Annotated in this window: 17 protein-coding genes; 5 read left to right on the top strand and 12 right to left on the bottom strand. The window is 45.3% G+C overall.

Annotation, left to right across the window (positions count from 1 at the left end; all coding sequences use genetic code 11):
- Positions 1 to 45: 45 nt before the first annotated feature.
- Complete coding sequence (locus tag R7P64_RS11475) at positions 46 to 1,821, top strand: SulP family inorganic anion transporter (protein WP_213886666.1); 1,776 nt, start codon at positions 46 to 48, stop codon at positions 1,819 to 1,821.
- A 73-nt stretch (positions 1,822 to 1,894) separates the two neighbouring features.
- Here R7P64_RS11475 and R7P64_RS11480 read toward each other — a convergent pair whose 3' ends face one another.
- The 5 genes from R7P64_RS11480 to dnaQ form a co-directional block, all read right to left on the bottom strand.
- Entirely contained in the window at positions 1,895 to 2,305 is a 411-nt protein-coding gene (locus R7P64_RS11480) for a GNAT family N-acetyltransferase (protein WP_114323537.1), read from the bottom strand.
- Positions 2,306 to 2,389: 84 nt separating this feature from the next.
- Complete coding sequence (locus tag R7P64_RS11485; protein WP_017633769.1) at positions 2,390 to 2,782, bottom strand: DUF1353 domain-containing protein; 393 nt, start codon at positions 2,780 to 2,782, stop codon at positions 2,390 to 2,392.
- Between the two features lie 51 nt (positions 2,783 to 2,833).
- Positions 2,834 to 3,391, bottom strand: coding sequence for a hypothetical protein (locus R7P64_RS11490; RefSeq protein WP_047102599.1), 558 nt, complete (start codon positions 3,389 to 3,391; stop codon positions 2,834 to 2,836).
- A 203-nt stretch (positions 3,392 to 3,594) separates the two neighbouring features.
- Positions 3,595 to 4,845, bottom strand: coding sequence for a TIGR03503 family protein (locus R7P64_RS11495; protein WP_167415387.1), 1,251 nt, complete (start codon positions 4,843 to 4,845; stop codon positions 3,595 to 3,597).
- Positions 4,846 to 4,853: 8 nt separating this feature from the next.
- On the bottom strand, positions 4,854 to 5,576 hold the full coding sequence (gene dnaQ / locus R7P64_RS11500; RefSeq protein WP_005380385.1) for a DNA polymerase III subunit epsilon: 723 nt from the start codon (positions 5,574 to 5,576) through the stop codon (positions 4,854 to 4,856).
- Positions 5,577 to 5,635: 59 nt separating this feature from the next.
- Here dnaQ and rnhA point away from each other — a divergent pair, with 59 nt between their 5' ends.
- The gene (gene rnhA / locus R7P64_RS11505) at positions 5,636 to 6,100 is read left to right on the top strand and encodes a ribonuclease HI (RefSeq protein WP_005380384.1); all 465 of its coding nucleotides are present in this window, start codon (positions 5,636 to 5,638) and stop codon (positions 6,098 to 6,100) included.
- On the opposite strand, the gene R7P64_RS11510 is transcribed toward rnhA, so the two are convergent.
- Positions 6,097 to 6,843, bottom strand: coding sequence for a class I SAM-dependent methyltransferase (locus R7P64_RS11510; protein ID WP_017636046.1), 747 nt, complete (start codon positions 6,841 to 6,843; stop codon positions 6,097 to 6,099). The two genes, rnhA and R7P64_RS11510, sit on opposite strands and share 4 nt — an antisense overlap.
- Positions 6,844 to 6,880: 37 nt before the next feature.
- Here R7P64_RS11510 and gloB point away from each other — a divergent pair, with 37 nt between their 5' ends.
- From gloB to R7P64_RS11525, 3 genes are all read left to right on the top strand, one after another.
- Positions 6,881 to 7,639, top strand: coding sequence for a hydroxyacylglutathione hydrolase (gloB, locus tag R7P64_RS11515; RefSeq protein ID WP_005385377.1), 759 nt, complete (start codon positions 6,881 to 6,883; stop codon positions 7,637 to 7,639).
- Between the two features lie 254 nt (positions 7,640 to 7,893).
- Positions 7,894 to 9,477 (top strand): LysM peptidoglycan-binding domain-containing protein, encoded by a 1,584-nt coding sequence (locus R7P64_RS11520; protein ID WP_005385375.1) that lies wholly within the window; start codon positions 7,894 to 7,896, stop codon positions 9,475 to 9,477.
- Complete coding sequence (locus R7P64_RS11525) at positions 9,474 to 10,160, top strand: YIP1 family protein (protein ID WP_005380375.1); 687 nt, start codon at positions 9,474 to 9,476, stop codon at positions 10,158 to 10,160. Before R7P64_RS11520 ends, R7P64_RS11525 begins: the two co-directional genes overlap by 4 nt.
- A 1-nt stretch (position 10,161) precedes the next feature.
- On the opposite strand, the gene R7P64_RS11530 is transcribed toward R7P64_RS11525, so the two are convergent.
- The 6 genes from R7P64_RS11530 to dnaE all read right to left on the bottom strand — a co-directional run bounded on the left by R7P64_RS11530 (position 10,162) and on the right by dnaE (position 17,962).
- Positions 10,162 to 11,007 (bottom strand): endonuclease/exonuclease/phosphatase family protein, encoded by an 846-nt coding sequence (locus tag R7P64_RS11530; RefSeq protein WP_005385372.1) that lies wholly within the window; start codon positions 11,005 to 11,007, stop codon positions 10,162 to 10,164.
- A 140-nt stretch (positions 11,008 to 11,147) separates the two neighbouring features.
- Entirely contained in the window at positions 11,148 to 11,486 is a 339-nt protein-coding gene (glnB, locus tag R7P64_RS11535; RefSeq protein WP_005380372.1) for a nitrogen regulatory protein P-II, read from the bottom strand.
- A gap of 188 nt (positions 11,487 to 11,674) precedes the next feature.
- Complete coding sequence (locus tag R7P64_RS11540) at positions 11,675 to 11,989, bottom strand: c-type cytochrome (protein ID WP_033905507.1); 315 nt, start codon at positions 11,987 to 11,989, stop codon at positions 11,675 to 11,677.
- Between the two features lie 70 nt (positions 11,990 to 12,059).
- Positions 12,060 to 13,370, bottom strand: a complete 1,311-nt coding sequence (gene tilS / locus R7P64_RS11545) for a tRNA lysidine(34) synthetase TilS (RefSeq protein ID WP_151515048.1) — start codon at positions 13,368 to 13,370, stop codon at positions 12,060 to 12,062.
- A gap of 106 nt (positions 13,371 to 13,476) precedes the next feature.
- Complete coding sequence (accA, locus tag R7P64_RS11550; RefSeq protein WP_005380365.1) at positions 13,477 to 14,436, bottom strand: acetyl-CoA carboxylase carboxyl transferase subunit alpha; 960 nt, start codon at positions 14,434 to 14,436, stop codon at positions 13,477 to 13,479.
- 46 nt (positions 14,437 to 14,482) lie between these two features.
- On the bottom strand, positions 14,483 to 17,962 hold the full coding sequence (gene dnaE / locus R7P64_RS11555; RefSeq protein ID WP_222712280.1) for a DNA polymerase III subunit alpha: 3,480 nt from the start codon (positions 17,960 to 17,962) through the stop codon (positions 14,483 to 14,485).
- Positions 17,963 to 18,016 lie beyond the last annotated feature (54 nt).

The following is an 18,016-nucleotide window of genomic DNA, read 5'->3' on the forward strand; positions in this document are numbered from 1 at the left end:
CGTTCCAACTAAGCGGTGTATACTTTAAGTAACTCACTCACATATATGGTAAATCCGTTGGCTAAAATATTACTCGCACAGTGGTTCCCAGGGCTTGTTCAGCTTAAGCATTATCAAAAAGAATGGTTTGTTAACGACTTTAGAGCCGCCTTTTCTGTTGTCGCGGTTGCACTGCCAGTTGCCATAGCTTACGCACAGTTAACTGGTGTATCCGCAATTGTCGGTCTGTATTCGTGTGTACTGCCAATGTTGGTTTACGCCATGATGGGCACATCTCGGCAACTCATTGTCGGACCCGATGCAGCAACCTGTGCAGTGATTGCTGCTGTTGTGACACCACTTGCCGCAGGTGACCCCACAAAACATTGGCAGTTGGTTATGACCATGACAGCAATGACGGGGGTTTGGTGTGTACTGGCAAGTCGTTTCAAGCTAGGGGTGTTTGCAGATTTCCTTTCTCGTCCGATTCTTTTGGGTCTACTCAACGGTGTTGCTCTCACAATTATCGTTGGTCAGTTTGCGAAAGTAGTCGGTTTGAAATACGAGCAACGTTATTTACTGGAACGTTTATGGGAAGCTCCACAACGATTAACCGATCTTCATTGGCCTACTGTAACTCTGAGTATCGTGACGGTTGTCGTTTATTTGCTCACCAAACGCTACCGACCAACTTGGCCTGCTGCCATGCTGGCGATCCTCGTAACTACTGCGTCAGTTTGGTTTTTCCATTTACAAGAGATGGGCGTATCGGTTGTCGGACTCACTCAAGGTGGCTTCCCTCAGTTTCAAACACCGGAATTTGAGCTAGGTGAAGTTCGTGAACTAGTGGTCCCGGCTCTCAACCTTGCGATTGTCAGTTTTGTTAGCATGATGCTCACCGCCCGCAGTTTCGCTGCTAAAAACGGTTATGATATTGATGCTAATAAAGAGTTTCAGGCGTTGGGTTTTGCCAACATTGCCTCAGCGTTTTCGCAAGGTTTCGCGATAAGCGGCGCTGACTCACGCACAGCCGTCAATGATGCAAATGGCGGTAAATCTCAATTAGTTTCGATTGTCGCCGCAATCACCATTGCCATTATTGCGGTATTTATTTACGAGCCTTTGCAGTTCATCCCTATCGCTTCACTTGGTGTTGTATTGATCATTGCGTCCCTATCGCTGCTCGATCTTAAAGCAATTTGGAAATTAAAATCTCGTGACAAAGATGCATTTTATCTGGCCATCATTACTTTTATTTCTGTGTTGATCGTGGGTGTAATACCGGGGATCACTTTGGCGGTATTGCTAGGGCTGTTTCAATTTTTACGGATTGTCATGCGACCGAGTGATCAGCTACTTGGCTTGGATGAAAAAGGTACCATTCGGACCATCGACGACTCAGGAAAAGCTTCGCCTATTCCTGGAATGGTGATTTACCGCTTTAACTCACCGCTAACTTACTTCAATGCTCCTTACTTTAAACGTAGAGTGTTAGAGCAGGCAGAGCATCACAAAGACGCAAGTTGCGTTGTCATCGACGCCGTATCGAGCTTTACTCACTTGGATCTCAGTGTGATGGCAACACTGGCAGATATTCACAATACTTTGAAAAAGAGAGGCGTACGCTTAATCCTCGCTGGAAGGAAACGACGTCTTCGTCAATGGTGTGAGCTTACTGGTATCAGCACCAGTGAAGGAGGCATCTTACTGCGAGCTGATATGTACCTTGCCATTAAACTTAGTGGCTGTTACATCAGTGCTGTGGGTGAGGGACAAATTCCTACTGTTCAAAAAGAGCCTGATTTAGAGCAGCCACCCAAACCAATTCCAGAAGTGGCTTAAATACAAATTTAATATAGAAAACAGGAAATTAAACTCCTGTTTTCTAGTGCTTATCTTCACAGCTGAATACGTGTTACACCTTTGGCTTAAACTTTTTTGTCATCCCTTGGCTTTTAGGAGCCACCAGCCTATAACCAAGCTTTTCGTAAAAGACCGGTTCATCAGCAATCATAGAAACGTAAGAGCCTTCAAGTGCAACAGATGAAAGATAACCGTCGATGTATTCCATGACTTTTCTACCTAAACCGTTGCCTTGATAATCAGAATCAACGGCAACGTCGACAATTTCGAAGTTACACGCCCCGTCACCAACAACCCGACCCATTGCAATGAGCTTTCCTTCATCCCGAACAGATACGCCATATAACGAATTGGGTAGACCAATTTCAGCAGCTTTCAACGATTTGGGTGATAGCCCGGCTTTGACACGCATATCACAGTATTCTTTCGGGCTTGGCACATGCTCTTCATATCTTATTGTCATTATGTACTACTCCTTTGTATCACCTTGGAGCTTACATAACTAAACTGTATAAATAAACAGTTAAACGTTGGAAAGATGTTCCCATTAAGCACACAAAGTATCAGGTCTAGAAAAGAAGCCACCGACAACTCTGACGCCATAATAGATATAAGTTGCTCTGAAGCTAGACATTCCTTTTTCTAAACATGTTTCTCTCAACAACGTATCCGCATGCTTTCGAGCACTTTGTGGCAACACCTCTTCCCTCATGAGTTGGTAAAGAGCATCATGCACTAAAGAAGCTTTCATAATGTTTTTTGTGTCTAACGCTGGCCCACTCGCTCCATCCCATGCATAGCCCTTTTTAATCGTTAACACGCCTTGTTTGGACAAACTAAGAAAAGGGCTGTCATACGCGTTACTCACTGAAATGTGAGTCTCAATCTTTTCTTCAGAATGGAGAGTGTATTTATACTTCTGACGCTTTTTGTATTTCATAACCTAACCGCCTAACTAACTTCAGTGGGAGGAACGGAGATGACTCTCAAATTAGAGTTTCTCAGAGAGTTTTTTCAAGTAGGACTTAGCAAGCTCATGGTTATCTCTGCTCAACCACTTAATACAATCAAAGAGTTCCCAGATCAGGCCTTGATCACCACTGGTATAAACTGGGAAATCTTCATGCTTTGGCGCAGGTTCATCAGTAACCATGCCCGCAATCACATCAGCTTTATCAAATAAAGTCTTAAATGGCTTAGAAAGTTTGAAGGGGTCACAGAGATCTAAACAATGAATCTCTGCACTGGTTAGGTCATTAAAAATGTATTTTTTGAAACACGCATTTTCGTTGTGCTCTCCCTCAAGGCGATAAAAAATGTCTTTATTAGCTTCAAACTGGGTAAAGCAAGGCTCTGAGGCTTTATGGAAGTTGTTTTGAGTAAATACAACAACATCAGCGTCCGAAATACGGTCACCTTGTCCTGATGACAAGGAGCCAAGCAATACCGCGGCAACAACGTCTTTTTCAGAATAAAAGGCATCATAAGCTGACTCAACCAAGGCCTTTTGTCGTGGTAAATGTTCTAGTCCTAACTCTCCAATTGTCATAACTCACTCCGTCTATACGCACTAAAATCAAGTCGATACGTAAAGAGTATCATGCGAGCTTTATTATGATTAATCAACGTTAAATCATGGTGTTACTTTAAAATAAAATGATTAATGACCATGAGAAATATCAAATTCTGTCTCAAACTTAAACTGAAAAAAACGGAGCCGATTGGCTCCGTTTCTCGCTTTATGTGTTACTACTATTTCTTTGGCACTTCTAACTGCATCTCTGGCATGGCATCGCGCTTCGCTTTAATTTTGCGCCAGACTATCCATGCAATGATCACAATCAGCAGCATTATCACGTTACCCACCGCGATAATAATCATGCTGCGCTTACGCTCAGCCTCCCGCTCAGCGATAATTTGCTTTTCCATTTCAATACGGCGCTGCTCGGCTAATTCAGCTTCTTTTGCAATTCGAGCAGCTTCTAGATCAACTTCATCAACAACACTGAAGGTTTGCTCTGGAATAGGAAACACCAACGGACGCTGGGTTGCAAAATCAGTGGTAAAGATCTCGCCGCGCCATGCGTACTTACCAAGCTCAGCATCGTTATTGAGGTTCAACGTAACTCTCATTCCATCTTTAGAGACCTGTCCTTGGCTGTAACTAATGAAACCATCGGGAGCGTCCTTTTTCACTGTGACTGCAATGGAGCCTGGTGCAATCATACCTTGCTCGCCACTCACCACTAATTGGTGTGGCTTATCGGGATTACGAGCCTGAATAAAAGTACGAGAAATTGGGTTCGGATAAACCAAGATGACTTGTTCTTGCGCTCGTAAGAATACGCCATTGCCAGACGTGATGCGCGCGCGGTACTTACCAGGCTCAACATCTATTGGGAGCTGAACCGTAAACACACCATCCCCTGCTTTTTCATCCAAGCCGCGGCCGTCATCAGAAAACTCACCCACAACCATCGGCACTGGACGAGCTTCTTTGATCAGCTCATCTTCATTTTCGACAAACTTGGTAAATGTCACGCGCAGATTCACGCGATCAAGGAAGTCGCGCAATACAAGAGGTTTTCCGTCGGAGGTCAGACGAGCTGTAAACTTAAGCGCTTCCCCATTATATAATCGGTTTGGGAACAGATCCGTACTGAGCTTTAGGTGAGAAATTAAGCGGATGTTATTTTTAGGCGTAACTTTCCCCACAGCCTGCCATGGACCTGGCATAGGGTTATCAACGGAAATAATATCGAGTGAGGCTTCTTGATACCAACGTACATTGTCGTAAGAGCCCCAAGCATAGTATTTTTTACCGTCAGGACGGACTAAAACAACTGGCTGAGAACTTTGCTCACGATAAACCAAAAACGTGATCTGCTCGATGGTTGGATCAACTCGAAAGCGATTGTCTAACAAAGACATTGTAGATTCACTCGCAGCACTCGAGAGACTACTCCATATCGCTAAAAACGCGACCAACAAAGCCCTCAACATAGCTTCTCCTATTGATGCCAAATACAGTCGTTCACCAACTCTAATCTTTTTTGGTGAGCTTCTAGTTCATCGGCACTTGCGCGCAAAACCTTTAGCGCTTTTCTTCCTTCAATACGACGAATGGTTTCTACTCCACCCTCTTGTTTATTCGCGTTAAATTCTAGACTCGTTTGACCACCCGTCATAAAGAGGTAAACGTCGGCTAGAATCTCCGCATCGAGCAAAGCTCCGTGGAGTGTACGGTGCGAGTTATCAATACCGTAACGTTCACATAAGATATCAAGGTTGTTTCGCTTACCAGGGAAGATTTTCTTCGCCATAGCAAGGGTATCGGTCACCTTGCAGTAGTCGTCCGTTTTGCCGATGTTAGGATCGAGCATGCCAAACTCGTAATCCATAAAGCCGGTATCGAAGGGCGCGTTGTGGGCAACAAGTTCTGCGCCTTTAATAAACTCAAGAAACTCTTGGTGCACGCTCGCGTATTCCGGTTTATCAACCAAGAATTCATCCGTAATACCGTGAACTTCCACCGCTTCTGGTTGGATTTCACGATCGGGTTTTAAATAAACGTGGAAGTGACGACCAGTCAGCTTACGGTTGATGATCTCCACGGCACCGATTTCAATAATGCGGTGTCCCATGTAGTGAGGACCACCCTCGCGGTTCATACCAGTGGTTTCGGTATCGAGAACGACAATGCGGTTATATTCAGAATTGCTGCTGGTATTCATAAGGTTATGTATGTCAGACTATGCTTTATTAAATGTTTCGGCTAATAGTACCAAAAAATATGACCAAACACGTTGAGATTTTCACTGACGGTTCTTGTTTAGGTAACCCAGGACCAGGTGGTTACGGCATAGTATTGCGTTACAAAGACGTAGAAAAGACACTTTCCAAAGGCTATACATTAACTACCAACAACCGCATGGAAATGTTGGCGGCTGTCGTCGCGCTGCAGACGCTAAAACAACCTTGCAAAGTCACTTTAACGACTGACAGCCAATATGTGCGCCAAGGTATTACTCAGTGGATCCATAACTGGAAGAAGCGTGGTTGGAAAACAGCGGATAAAAAACCCGTGAAGAATGCCGATTTATGGCAAGCTCTAGACAAAGAAACCGCACGCCATCAAGTTGAATGGCATTGGGTAAAAGGCCACGCGGGCCATCGTGAGAACGAAATGTGTGACGAGCTAGCCCGGACTGCTGCAGAAAACCCAACTGAGGAAGATACAGGTTACCAACCCTCTTAGCGAGATTCTTTCCTCATAGTGTTACCCTCTCGATTCATCACCCCAAGTGGTGTGAGCTTTTTCTTCAAGCGCCAATGCGGTTTGATAGGCTTGAGAGGGTATGTCCGTTTCCGCGCGACTATGTAATACAAACTCCCAGCGGGTGATGCCCAATCACCAAGACTATTTTCCAACCATGTCCACATCGTACGGTAACGTTTCATCGGAAACAGCGCATAACGATCACAATGAATCACTTGATAATTAAGTAACCCTAACCAATCTTTGATGCGGTTCGACGTAAACATTCGTCCACTCCAAGGCAAATTATGTTTACGCCATGGAAGCAAACTCGCTAATCCAGTCAAGCTTAATGGGTTGAATCCAGTAATAATTACATAGCCATCATCCATCATCACTCTATCGACTTCACGCAACAAACGGTGTGGATCGCTTGCATAGTCGAGCTGATGAGCGAGTATCACAACATCAAAGCTTTTTTCCAAAAAGGGTAATTCGTAACCATCTGCAATCACATTATGCAACGGGTTCTGGATATCTACGTTGACTTGGTGTTGAATGTTACAATTACAGCTGGTTAGCTCACAGCTCAACCCGCCCAGTTTGAGCATATGGTAGCCGAAGAGTTTCGGGCACCATTCATCAAGTCGGGTCTGGATTGACTCAAGCACCCACGGACCGTTGTTCATTGCTGACCAAGTCGACGGGTGTGGTATAGTTTTGTTGCTGAGTGCTGGTTTCATTAACCACCTGACTAAAATGGGTGACGGAGAACGAATCGTGTTAGAGATCAAAAGCATACCCGCATTTAATGATAATTACATCTGGCTGATACAAAATAGCGATAAGCGCTGCGCAATCGTTGATCCGGGCGATGCGAAGCCAGTATTAGAATTTCTGCAGGCTAACGAATTAACTTTAGAAGCGATTTTAATTACGCACCACCACAACGATCACATTGGTGGCGTTCCAGACTTAGTGCGTGCATTTCCTAACGTCGCCGTTGTGGGCCCAAAATCAGAGCCAATTCCAACCCTAACGACACCAATGGAAGAAGGCGACAAGCTAGAGTTGTTTGGTGAGATTTTCTTAGTACTTGGGTTACCCGGTCATACTTTGGGCCATATCGGTTACGTTGGGGACGGAAAACTGTTTTGCGGTGATGTGCTCTTTTCTGCTGGCTGCGGTCGTATTTTTGAAGGTACACCTGAGCAAATGTTTGAATCACTGAGCAAACTAACGTCTCTACCAGAAGAAACTCAAGTCTTCTGCGCACATGAATACACGGCGAGTAACGTGGCGTTTGCTCTAGCGGTTGAACCTGACAATGAGCAACTTCGCCAATATCGCGACGATGTAAACCGACTGCGAGCACTCAACATTCCGACACTTCCAACAACAATACGCAAAGAAAAGTGGATTAATCCGTTCTTGCGAACCTCTAACCCTGACGTGGTTCAATCTGTTGCTAGTCGTATTAAAAATAGCGATCCATGCTCGGTTTTTACTGCTTTACGCGAATGGAAGAACGAATTTTAACCATTTTCTGCTTGTAAGTTTGCAAGACCCCAGTATTATCAGGGACTGATTTTTCGAGAAGCGCCACTGGCGCTTCTCTTACGTTTGGGGTTGATATAAATCTATTTGAATTTCTCCCCATTGCATAATTAGAAGCTCTTTGCCTCTATAAATTAGTTAGTGTTTAAAAGATGTCTATTATCTTGCGACTGCCACGCACATTACGTTGCGCGACAGGCAGGTGAAGATAAACAGGCCCTAAATAGGCTGAATCCATGCGTTTGAAGTATACTTGGGCGTTAGCGTTGTTATTATCTGGCTGTCAATTGACTCAGTCAGATTCAACGTCTTCTACACCAGAAACCAATAAATCTGAGCAGACTGCAAAGCAAAATGCAGTAAAAGCTCAACCGGGCAATAAATCGTCACTAGCAAAAAAATCCGCTAACGACGCGCCTAAAGTTCTCTCCCCCCAAGAACAAGAAGATGTGTGGCAACGTATCGCCATGCAGCTGGACATGGATATCCCAAACCACAAGAAAGTGGACTACTACCGTACGTGGTATTTAAAGCACCCAAATCACCTTTACACGGTATCTAAGCGTGCGACTCCTTTTCTATACATGATAACAAAACGTATAGAAGAGCGCGGACTCCCAATGGAGCTTGCTTTACTTCCTGTAGTGGAAAGTTCATTCGATGCCTTTGCCTACTCACATGGTAGCGCAGCTGGGTTGTGGCAATTTGTCCCTGGCACCGGAAAAATGATGGGACTAGAGCAAAACTACTGGTATGACGGTCGCAGAGATGTGGCAGCAGCAACGGATGCAGCGCTGGACTACCTAGTACAACTAAACGAGCGTTTTGATGGTAACTGGGAACATGCAATCGCCGCTTATAACAGCGGTGGAGGCCGAGTTTCTAGCGCAATTCGTAAGAATAAAAAGCTCGGTAAACCTATCGATTTCTTCTCATTAGACTTACCAAAAGAGACCAGCAGTTACGTTCCTAAGCTATTGGCCTTGGCTGACGTTATCGCAAACCAAGACAAGTACGGACTTAATATTCCTGCAATTCCAAACAAGCCTGTTCTAACGCTTGTTGATCCAGAAGAGCAGTTAGATCTGGCTATTGCCGCAGATTATGCCGGCATTAGCGTAAAAGAGTTGCAGAGTTACAACCCAGCATACAACCAGTGGTCGACAGCGCCTGAGGGGCCGCACCAACTTTTGATTCCCGCAGAGAAAAAAGAGACTTTTCTCACCAAGGTGGAGAAAAATCGCGGTAAAGGGATGAAGGTCGCTCGCTACAAGGTGAAATCTGGTGACTCTTTAAGCGTGCTAGCTAATAAATACGGCACAACCACGAAAGTCATTCGACGTGCCAACGGCCTATCGAATAACAACATTCGTATTGGTCAATACCTATTGATTCCGACATCAACAAAAGACGATGCAAAATATGCATTAACGGCACAAAACCGATTAAACAAGACTCAATCTCGTGCTCGTGGTCAACTCAAGCTCACCCATGTCGTTCAGTCTGGAGAAAGTTTGTGGTCAATCGCACGTAACAATAAAGTGTCGTATAAATCGTTAGCTAAATGGAATGGTATGGGCCCTAAAGATCCATTGCGTGTGGGTCAAAAGCTAGTGATTTGGAAGGACTCAGACAAAGGTTCTGTGATCCGTACCGTTTTCTACAACGTTCGCTCTGGCGACACCATTAGCGGCATTGCAAGCAAGTTCAAAGTAAAAACGAACGACATCGTGAAATGGAACTCGCTACACAAGAAAAAATACTTACAACCAGGTCAAAAGCTTAAGTTGTACGTTGACGTAACGAAGGTAAGTGTATGAACCCATCAAGCAATCCACTTGTGATGCTGTTGGACATTTTTCGTTCTCCAACATCTTGTTTTCTTGCGCTTTATCAACGCGGTGGATGGGGATGGCAACCGTTCATCTTCCTGATGCTTAGTCCGTTTTTATTCTGGGGTGCTTACTTTTCGAATGTCGATTTCACGTGGCTCAGTGACCAACTTGCTGCGCAATTTCAGCAAATCGACCCGAAGCAGATTGAGCTATTAGAACCAAACACGCTAATGGCAAGCGCGATCATCAATGATGTATTCAACCGCTTTGCCACCTTACTATTGCTCGCGCTTTGGTTCTTTCTTGCAACAAAGGCAAGCAAACAACAATACGGTTACTGGAAATGGTTTGCCGCATCGTGTGCTATCTTATTCCCAGCAGTATTGGGCGATGTAGCAAGCTACGCGAGCTTGCTACTCAAGCATGGTCAGGTAATGACTTACGCTGCCGATTTAAATAGCCTCAATGGTCTATTAAAGCTGCCTCTTACTAACGAATGGTCTCATTTCGCTAGCTCGTTACCTTTGCTTCTGCCTTGGTACATTGTGCTCGGCTACGGCGTTGTACTGACGTGGACGGAGTTTGAACGTGGCCAAGCTTTGGTGATAGCAAGCCTGCCATGGGTATTCTTCTACGTTATTTGGGCACTTTATATTGTGGTAACCTAAGCTAGTTATTTAACGTAAATGACAATAACAATGGGTTATGATCGGAAGCGTCGCTCTGCGGCGCTTTTGCGTACTTAAGCGTCAGACCTCGGTAAAACACATGGTCCAGTGGTAACCCTGTTATAAATTGGACTCGATGATCCGGCAAGAACGTCACCTCTTGTAAGTCCGCAGCCTTTAAGGCCTGCCTCATCGCATTAACGCGAGATTCACTCCAGCTATTGAAGTCTCCAGCAAATAGAATTGGCCCCACATGATGCTTTAAAAGCATTTCAAGCGCCGTTAACTGAGATACATACTCTTTTGTACCCACGGTGAAGTTAATCGCATGTACATTCACCACTGCGAGTTTCTCGCCATTACTCAAGTGATACTGGCTATATAATGCAGACTTAGGTAAGCGAAGCCACGGCTCTTTAGAGGTGTAAGCGCAGGCTTTTTCTGGTTGCCCTTGAGCAATACTAATTACACCGGCACCGCTACCCAGCGCCTTAAAAGCACTCACTTGATTACTAACCCAGCGACCATCCACCAACCACTGTTTAAATGATGGTGTCATGCTGGCTTCTTGCAATAACAGTAACTGCTTATCAGCAGAAAACTCATCGAGTGCATGTTGCCAATTAGCCCGGTTCTGTTTGTAGATATTCCAGACAAGCACATTGATTTTGCCGTCATGATCGAGAGCTTTTGAATCGCTAAATTCGATGCACCTGATATCTTGTGTCAGCTCGGTACCTGTTTGAGTAATAATTTGCGGCTGATCTGGTACGGTGAAAATAACCTGGAAGCCAACCAATACCGCCATTACGAGAAAAGCTAACGCCAGAAAAAAACGCTTAAACATACGACAAACCTGAATGTAGGCACCCGAAATCTAGAACAACCAATCTCGGGTTAAATGATTTCACTAATAAGCAAACAACAAAAAAGGAGCCACTTGGCTCCCTTTTAGCATAATAAATACGAAACAGGTGACAAGAAACCTTAGATCGCGTCTTCGTCTTCTTCACCAGTACGAATACGAACCACACGCTCAATATCAGTGACGAATATTTTACCATCACCAATCTTACCAGTTTGCGCGGTTTCAATGATTGTCTCTACGCATTTATCAGCCACATCTTCGGTTACAACGATTTCGAGCTTCACTTTAGGTAGAAAGTCCACCATATACTCTGCACCACGGTAAAGCTCTGTGTGACCCTTTTGGCGACCAAAACCTTTCACTTCAGAGACGGTCATCCCTGTAATGCCAACTTCAGCTAGCGCTTCTCGAACATCATCCAATTTAAATGGCTTGATAATCGCTTCAATTTTTTTCATGTTCATCCCTTAAGCTTCAATCGATTGCGCTTATTATCGTTTAGCGTTTCGCAACATTCAATGTTTGTCTCTGATCCACCAGCGAAAATCCAGGCTGAGCAAATTAACATGGCGAATATCATAAGTTGATAAAACCCAATGAGGACTGCTCAATGCCCAATCGTCCAAGCTTTACTTCAGACTCGCGTTTACTTCAAACTTGCGTAGTAAGCCGCTAGGTTAGCGATGTCTTCATCAGACAACAATGAAGCTTGAGCTTGCATCACAGCAGCAAGCCCACCTGTTCGCTCTTTATTTTTATAAGCTTTAATTGAACTGATAATATATTGCTCATTTTGCCCTTTCAGATTTGGGTAACCCGGAATGACAGCAATACCATCAGCGCCATGACACGCCGCGCATACTCCCGACTTTGCTTGACCTGCTGCGACATCTCCCGCAGCTAGAGCTTGCCCACTGAACATGGTTAACGCCACCATTGCACCCATGATTGTTTTCTTCATTGCTTCACCTAATCAATTATTATTTAAGGATTTTTATATTTTATAATCGACATTGTGGCATGAATTTTCATTACCTGCGCCAAATAAGTTCACAATCTTGACCATTAAATGCCTGATCAACGAACAGATCTGCCACAGCAACGACTCGGTCTTGATACATCAAAATCGGAATTTGACGACGCAGCCAGCTTGGCACATTGTATTCTTGGAACAACTTCTTCAGTTTTCGACTGTGATTACGCGTGGTTGGATGCGCTGATAAGCCTTCCGGATTAAAGGTCACGCGAAGCAATTCTGGCTGACTCGGAAGCGCAATCGTTGCGTTGCTAGAACTCGTCGTTAAGGTCAGCTCCCCTAGCCGCTCTGGCAGCGACAAAGTCGCATCAACTTGAATCGTACTTTGCCACTCAGTGACGTCAGCCGTTTCCGTTACCCAATAGAGACAATTTCGAAAACGGCGCACTTCACCTTGTTTAAGTTGTAGTTTGGGGTTGGCATCTTGCTGAGCTAATGCGACTTCATTCCAGATGAGATTGAGTTGTACCTGAGTCGGCATACTAGTATTAAGCTTAGACAGCCACATACGAATCAAGCGCGCACGCGCTAATCCACTGTGCTTAGCCAGTTCTTCAATACTCAAACTTAGATCCGTTTGTAAAGCGCGTTCAAACACCGCGCTCAATAGTTCATCCAATAGCGCTTCTTGTTGAGCACATAAACTTGCACTGCGCTGAACCGCTTGATGGATACTCGGCCAGCGACCAGACAATTCAGGAATAACACAATGACGAAGAAAGTTACGATCATAACGGGTATCTTGATTGCTTTCGTCTTCCACCCACTCCAAGCCTAATTTAGTAGCGGCGTCTTCGATGGTCTTCCGCTTGATAGTAAGCAATGGTCGAACTAGAGATCCGCAAGAAAACGGCATACTCTCCGCCATCGAAGATAACCCTTTAGGCCCGCTGCCGCGCTTAAGCGCAAGGAGAAAAGTCTCTATTTGATCGTCGGCATGTTGACCAGTCAACAGTATATCGCCTTCTTGAATGTACTTAGTTAAGGCTTGGTAGCGAGCTTCACGAGCAAGAAGTTCAATACTTTCACCATTGCTGATGTCTAAGCTCACTCGCTCGATCGAGCACGATATCCCCACTTGTTGTGCCCAAAGTAAGCATTTATCGGCCCAATTATCGGCATTCGAGCTTAAACCATGGTGCACATACACAGCGTGACACTCTACAGAGTGCGCTTGTTGGTAGCGACTGAGTAATTCGAGTAAAAGACGTGAATCCACTCCTCCGCTAAACGCTAAGACAACCTTAGTGCCTAATTGATAGTAGCGGTCGAGAACTTGAGCAAAATGCGGGTAAAGCGATTCCATAAACGATCCGATAGGTGCAAAAAAGGGCTGGACTCTCATCCAACCCTTTCTATTTTAACTGTTATCAATTGAGATATCAGCTAACGCTTAACAGCAATCACCGAAATTAACAGTAACCGTAGCTCATTAGGCGCTGGTAACGACGTTCACGTAGCGTCTCTTCATCCAGTTGTTCTAGATCTTCTAGCTGACGAAGTAGTGTCGCTTTCATATTCGCTGCCATTTGAACATGATCGCGATGAGCGCCGCCTAGTGGCTCTTCGATGATTTCGTCGATCAGTTCAAGCTCTTTAAGACGCGGAGCAGTTAGGCCCATTGCCTCTGCCGCTTGTGGCGCTTTGTCTGAATCACGCCATAAGATTGAAGCACAACCCTCAGGAGAAATTACTGAGTACGTAGAGTACTGAAGCATGTTCACGTAGTCGCCTACACCGATTGCTAATGCACCACCAGAACCGCCTTCACCGACAACGTTACAGATTACTGGTACTTTAAGACCAGACATCACTTTTAGGTTTTTCGCGATAGCTTCAGATTGACCACGTTCTTCTGCGCCCACACCTGGGTATGCGCCAGCCGTGTCAATAAATGTGATGATCGGCATGTTGAAACGCTCTGCCATTTCCATCAAGCGTAGAGCCTTACGGTAGCCTTCTGGTTTCGGCATACCAAAGTTACGTTTCACCTTTTCTTTGGTCTCACGACCTTTTTGGTGACCAATGATCATCACAGGGCGGCCTTCAAGGCGAGCCATGCCACCCACAATCGCTTTGTCGTCTGCAAACGCGCGGTCACCCGCTAATTCATCAAACTCCTCAAAAGCGTGTTGGATGTAATCCAGCGTGTAAGGACGTAGTGGGTGACGAGCCAGTTGAGCTGTTTCCCATGCACCTAGGTCACTGAAGGTTTTTTTCTTCAGCTCTAAGCTTTTCTTCTCAAGCTGTTCGATTTCTTTATCCAGGTCAATCGCAGAATCACCACCGTGACGAGAGACATCACGTAATGCTTCAATTTTCGCTTCTAGTTCTGCAATTGGCTTTTCAAATTCAAGAAAGTTTAGGCTCATCTATGAATCCTTGTTTACTCAGCGTCTAACATATTGCGCTGAATTTTTAGTTAAATTCGAGTTCTACCTGGCTTTTGCCAAGCAACTGTTTTAAATCGTCGAGTAATGTATCACTTGGCGTAACTCGCCACTCGGTGCCCAATGTTAACCGCGCTCTGGCGTCGGCACGCTGGTAGTATACATTGACGGGTACGGTTCCGGCTTTGTGCGGTTCTAAAATACGGCTGAACTGCTCAAAAAACTGATCGTTGATCTGATTTGCATCTATCGATACCGACAAACCACGAGCGTATTTCTCGCGCGCACTGCCGAGATCCATAACTTCACGCGCCGACATTTTAAGGCCACCGTTGAAGTCATCAAAGCTGACCTGTCCAGAAACGACCAAAATTCTGTCTTTTTCGAGAAGTTCAGCGTATCGATCCAGCGCATCTGAGAACAACATCACTTCCATGCGACCACTTCGGTCATCCAGTGTCATAATACCAATTCGTGTACCACGCTTGGTCGTCATTACACGAGCGGCAATAACCAGGCCGGCTACCGTGACAGATTGATCGCGGCGAGTGGGCGTTGCGTCTTTTAGTCGACAACTGGTGTATTTGTTTAGTTCCTTTACGTAGGCGTTAATTGGGTGCCCTGTCAAATATAGACCTAGGGTATCACGCTCGCCCTCTAACCACACTTTTTCTGGCCAAGGCGGAACCTGCGTATACTTATGCTCTACTTCTTCAGGTGCATCCGTTAACACACCAAACATATCTGTTTGACCAAACGCCTCAGCTTGGTGATGTTGACTTGCTGCTTTTACCGCATCATTGAGTGACGCCATCATCGCCGCGCGGTGTGGGCCTAGTCGATCCAACGCGCCCGCGTAAATCAGCTTCTCTATCACTCGTTTATTGACACGTTTTAGATCAACTCGAGCACAGAAATCAAATAGGTCTTTAAAGTGACCACCTTTATTTCTCGCCTCAAGAATCGCATCGATAGGGCCCTCACCAACCCCTTTTATCGCACCAATACCGTAAACAATTGCGCCATTTTCATCAACATTAAAGCGATATAGGCCAGAGTTGATGTCTGGTGGCAGCACGGTAAGCTTCATACGGAAACACTCATCGACCAAGCCAACGACTTTTTCCGTGTTATCCATATCGGCTGTCATTACCGCAGCCATAAATTCGGCAGGATAATGTGTTTTCAGCCAAAGAGTTTGATAAGAAACCAATGCATAAGCAGCAGAGTGCGATTTGTTAAAACCATAACCGGCGAACTTCTCTACCAAGTCGAAGATTTTCATCGCCAACTCGCCATCGATACCGTTCTTTATCGCACCTTCTTCAAAGATAGCACGTTGTTTTGCCATCTCTTCTGGCTTTTTCTTACCCATTGCACGACGGAGCATGTCCGCACCACCTAGCGTATAACCCGCTAAGATCTGCGCAATCTGCATTACCTGCTCTTGGTACAGGATGATGCCGTAGGTTGGATCAAGCGTCTCTTTTAGCGACTCGTGTTGCCACTTTTCATCTGGATAAGAGATCGCTTCTCGACCATGTTTACGGTCGATAAAGTTATCTACCATGCCCGATTGTAAAGGACCCGGACGGAAGAGTGCTACCAATGCGATGATGTCTTCGAAACAGTCTGGCTGAAGTCGTTTGATCAGCTCTTTCATGCCTCGAGATTCAAGCTGGAATACTGCTGTCGTTTCAGAGTTTTGCAACAAACGGAAAGAGGCAGGGTCTTCTAACGGTATCGATTCAATTTGAACCGGTTCTTTCCCTTCTCGCTCTAGACGTGGGTTAATCAGCCCTAACGCCCAGTCAATAATGGTTAAGGTACGTAGACCCAAGAAGTCAAACTTAACTAGGCCAGCGGTCTCAACATCGTTTTTATCAAATTGAGTAACCGGAAAGTGACCTTCAGCGTCTGCATAAATTGGCGCAAAATCGGTAATTGTTGTAGGTGAAATTACAACACCACCAGCGTGTTTACCGGCGTTTCGCGTACAGCCTTCCAAAATATGACACATGTCGATGAGTTCTTTAACTTCCTCATCGGCCTCATACAATTCAGGTAGTGCAGGTTCAGCTTTAAACGCTTTATCTAGCGTCATGCCTGGATCGGGCGGGATCAGCTTTGAAATACGATCAACAAAACCAAATGGGTGGCCCAATACGCGACCAACGTCACGGATTACCGCTTTTGCCGCCATGGTACCAAACGTGATGATCTGAGATACCGCGTCGCGACCGTACATTTCCGCAACGTGGTCAATAACCTGGTCACGTTTATCCATACAGAAATCGACGTCGAAATCGGGCATCGAAACACGTTCTGGGTTCAAGAAACGTTCGAACAGCAAGTCATATTCTAGTGGATCCAGATCGGTGATTTTTAGTGCGTAAGCCACCAAAGAACCAGCACCGGAACCACGTCCAGGACCTACAGGAATTCCATTATCTTTTGACCACTGGATGAACTCCATTACGATCAAGAAGTAACCAGGAAATCCCATTTGGTTGATAACATCTAGCTCTATCTGAAGACGTTCATCATATTCAGGGCGGCGACGTTTTCTCTCTTCCTCATCTGGAAATAGGAACTCTAAACGCTCTTCCAACCCCTCTCGGGATTTCATGACTAGGAACTCAGTCTCTTTCATCCCTTCGGTTGGGAAAGCTGGTAGGAAGTACTCACCTAAGCGCACAGTCACGTTACAACGCTTCGCTATCTCGACACTGTTTTCTAACGCTTCAGGAATATCAGCAAACAGCTCACACATTTCTTCTTCTGTACGAAGATATTGCTGCGGACTGTAGTTTTTTGGCCTACGCGGATCTTCTAATGTGTAACCATCGTGAATCGCTACGCGTATTTCATGAGCATCAAATAGGTCTGGACTCAGGAATACAACTTCATTGGTCGCCACTACTGGCAAGTCCTGCTGCTCTGCCAATTCAACCGCAAAGTGAAGATAAGTTTCTTCATCTGGACGACCGGTACGAAGTAGCTCAAGATAAAAGCGATCTGGAAAATGCTGTTTATAGAAATCAATACACCCTTGCACTATTTGACGGTTGCCTTTCAAAAGGCCGCGACCAATTTCCCCGCTTTTACCGCCGGATAATACAATCAGGCCTTCAGACATTTCAGCCAACCAGGCTTTGTCAATCACTGGGTGGTGTTGAACATGTCCACGTAAGTACGCTTTTGATATCAATAACGTCAGGTTCTTATAACCTACATTATCCGCCGCAAGCAAAGTCACTTGTGTCAGCTCTTCACCAAACTCGTCCGACTGCATTTTAAAGTCAGCACCAATGATCGGTTTAACACCACTGCCATGCGCCGTACCGTAAAACTTCACCAAACCACATAGGTTGGTAAAGTCGGTCAACGCCATTGCGGGCATACCGAGCTCAGCAACTTTCTTTACGATTGGCGGAACTTTGTTGAGGCCATCCACCATCGAGAAGTCACTATGAACACGCAGGTGGATGAATTTGGGATCTGACATTAACAGGTACCGTGTAACTCTATTTTGTTGGGGATTCTAACCTAAAGAGGTTGG

Origin of the sequence: Vibrio sp. 2304 (assembly GCF_033339475.1) — a bacterium.
Classification (GTDB): domain Bacteria; phylum Pseudomonadota; class Gammaproteobacteria; order Enterobacterales; family Vibrionaceae; genus Vibrio; species Vibrio alginolyticus.

Coding starts and splice junctions, on each gene's coding strand:
- R7P64_RS11475 (WP_213886666.1), top strand. CDS start 46: ATGGTAAATCCGTTGGCTAAAATATTACTCGCACAGTGGTTCCCAGGG.
- R7P64_RS11480 (WP_114323537.1), bottom strand. CDS start 2,305: ATGACAATAAGATATGAAGAGCATGTGCCAAGCCCGAAAGAATACTGT.
- R7P64_RS11485 (WP_017633769.1), bottom strand. CDS start 2,782: ATGAAATACAAAAAGCGTCAGAAGTATAAATACACTCTCCATTCTGAA.
- R7P64_RS11490 (WP_047102599.1), bottom strand. CDS start 3,391: ATGACAATTGGAGAGTTAGGACTAGAACATTTACCACGACAAAAGGCC.
- R7P64_RS11495 (WP_167415387.1), bottom strand. CDS start 4,845: ATGTTGAGGGCTTTGTTGGTCGCGTTTTTAGCGATATGGAGTAGTCTC.
- dnaQ (WP_005380385.1), bottom strand. CDS start 5,576: ATGAATACCAGCAGCAATTCTGAATATAACCGCATTGTCGTTCTCGAT.
- rnhA (WP_005380384.1), top strand. CDS start 5,636: ATGACCAAACACGTTGAGATTTTCACTGACGGTTCTTGTTTAGGTAAC.
- R7P64_RS11510 (WP_017636046.1), bottom strand. CDS start 6,843: ATGAAACCAGCACTCAGCAACAAAACTATACCACACCCGTCGACTTGG.
- R7P64_RS11520 (WP_005385375.1), top strand. CDS start 7,894: ATGCGTTTGAAGTATACTTGGGCGTTAGCGTTGTTATTATCTGGCTGT.
- R7P64_RS11525 (WP_005380375.1), top strand. CDS start 9,474: ATGAACCCATCAAGCAATCCACTTGTGATGCTGTTGGACATTTTTCGT.
- R7P64_RS11530 (WP_005385372.1), bottom strand. CDS start 11,007: ATGTTTAAGCGTTTTTTTCTGGCGTTAGCTTTTCTCGTAATGGCGGTA.
- glnB (WP_005380372.1), bottom strand. CDS start 11,486: ATGAAAAAAATTGAAGCGATTATCAAGCCATTTAAATTGGATGATGTT.
- R7P64_RS11540 (WP_033905507.1), bottom strand. CDS start 11,989: ATGAAGAAAACAATCATGGGTGCAATGGTGGCGTTAACCATGTTCAGT.
- tilS (WP_151515048.1), bottom strand. CDS start 13,370: ATGGAATCGCTTTACCCGCATTTTGCTCAAGTTCTCGACCGCTACTAT.
- accA (WP_005380365.1), bottom strand. CDS start 14,436: ATGAGCCTAAACTTTCTTGAATTTGAAAAGCCAATTGCAGAACTAGAA.
- dnaE (WP_222712280.1), bottom strand. CDS start 17,962: ATGTCAGATCCCAAATTCATCCACCTGCGTGTTCATAGTGACTTCTCG.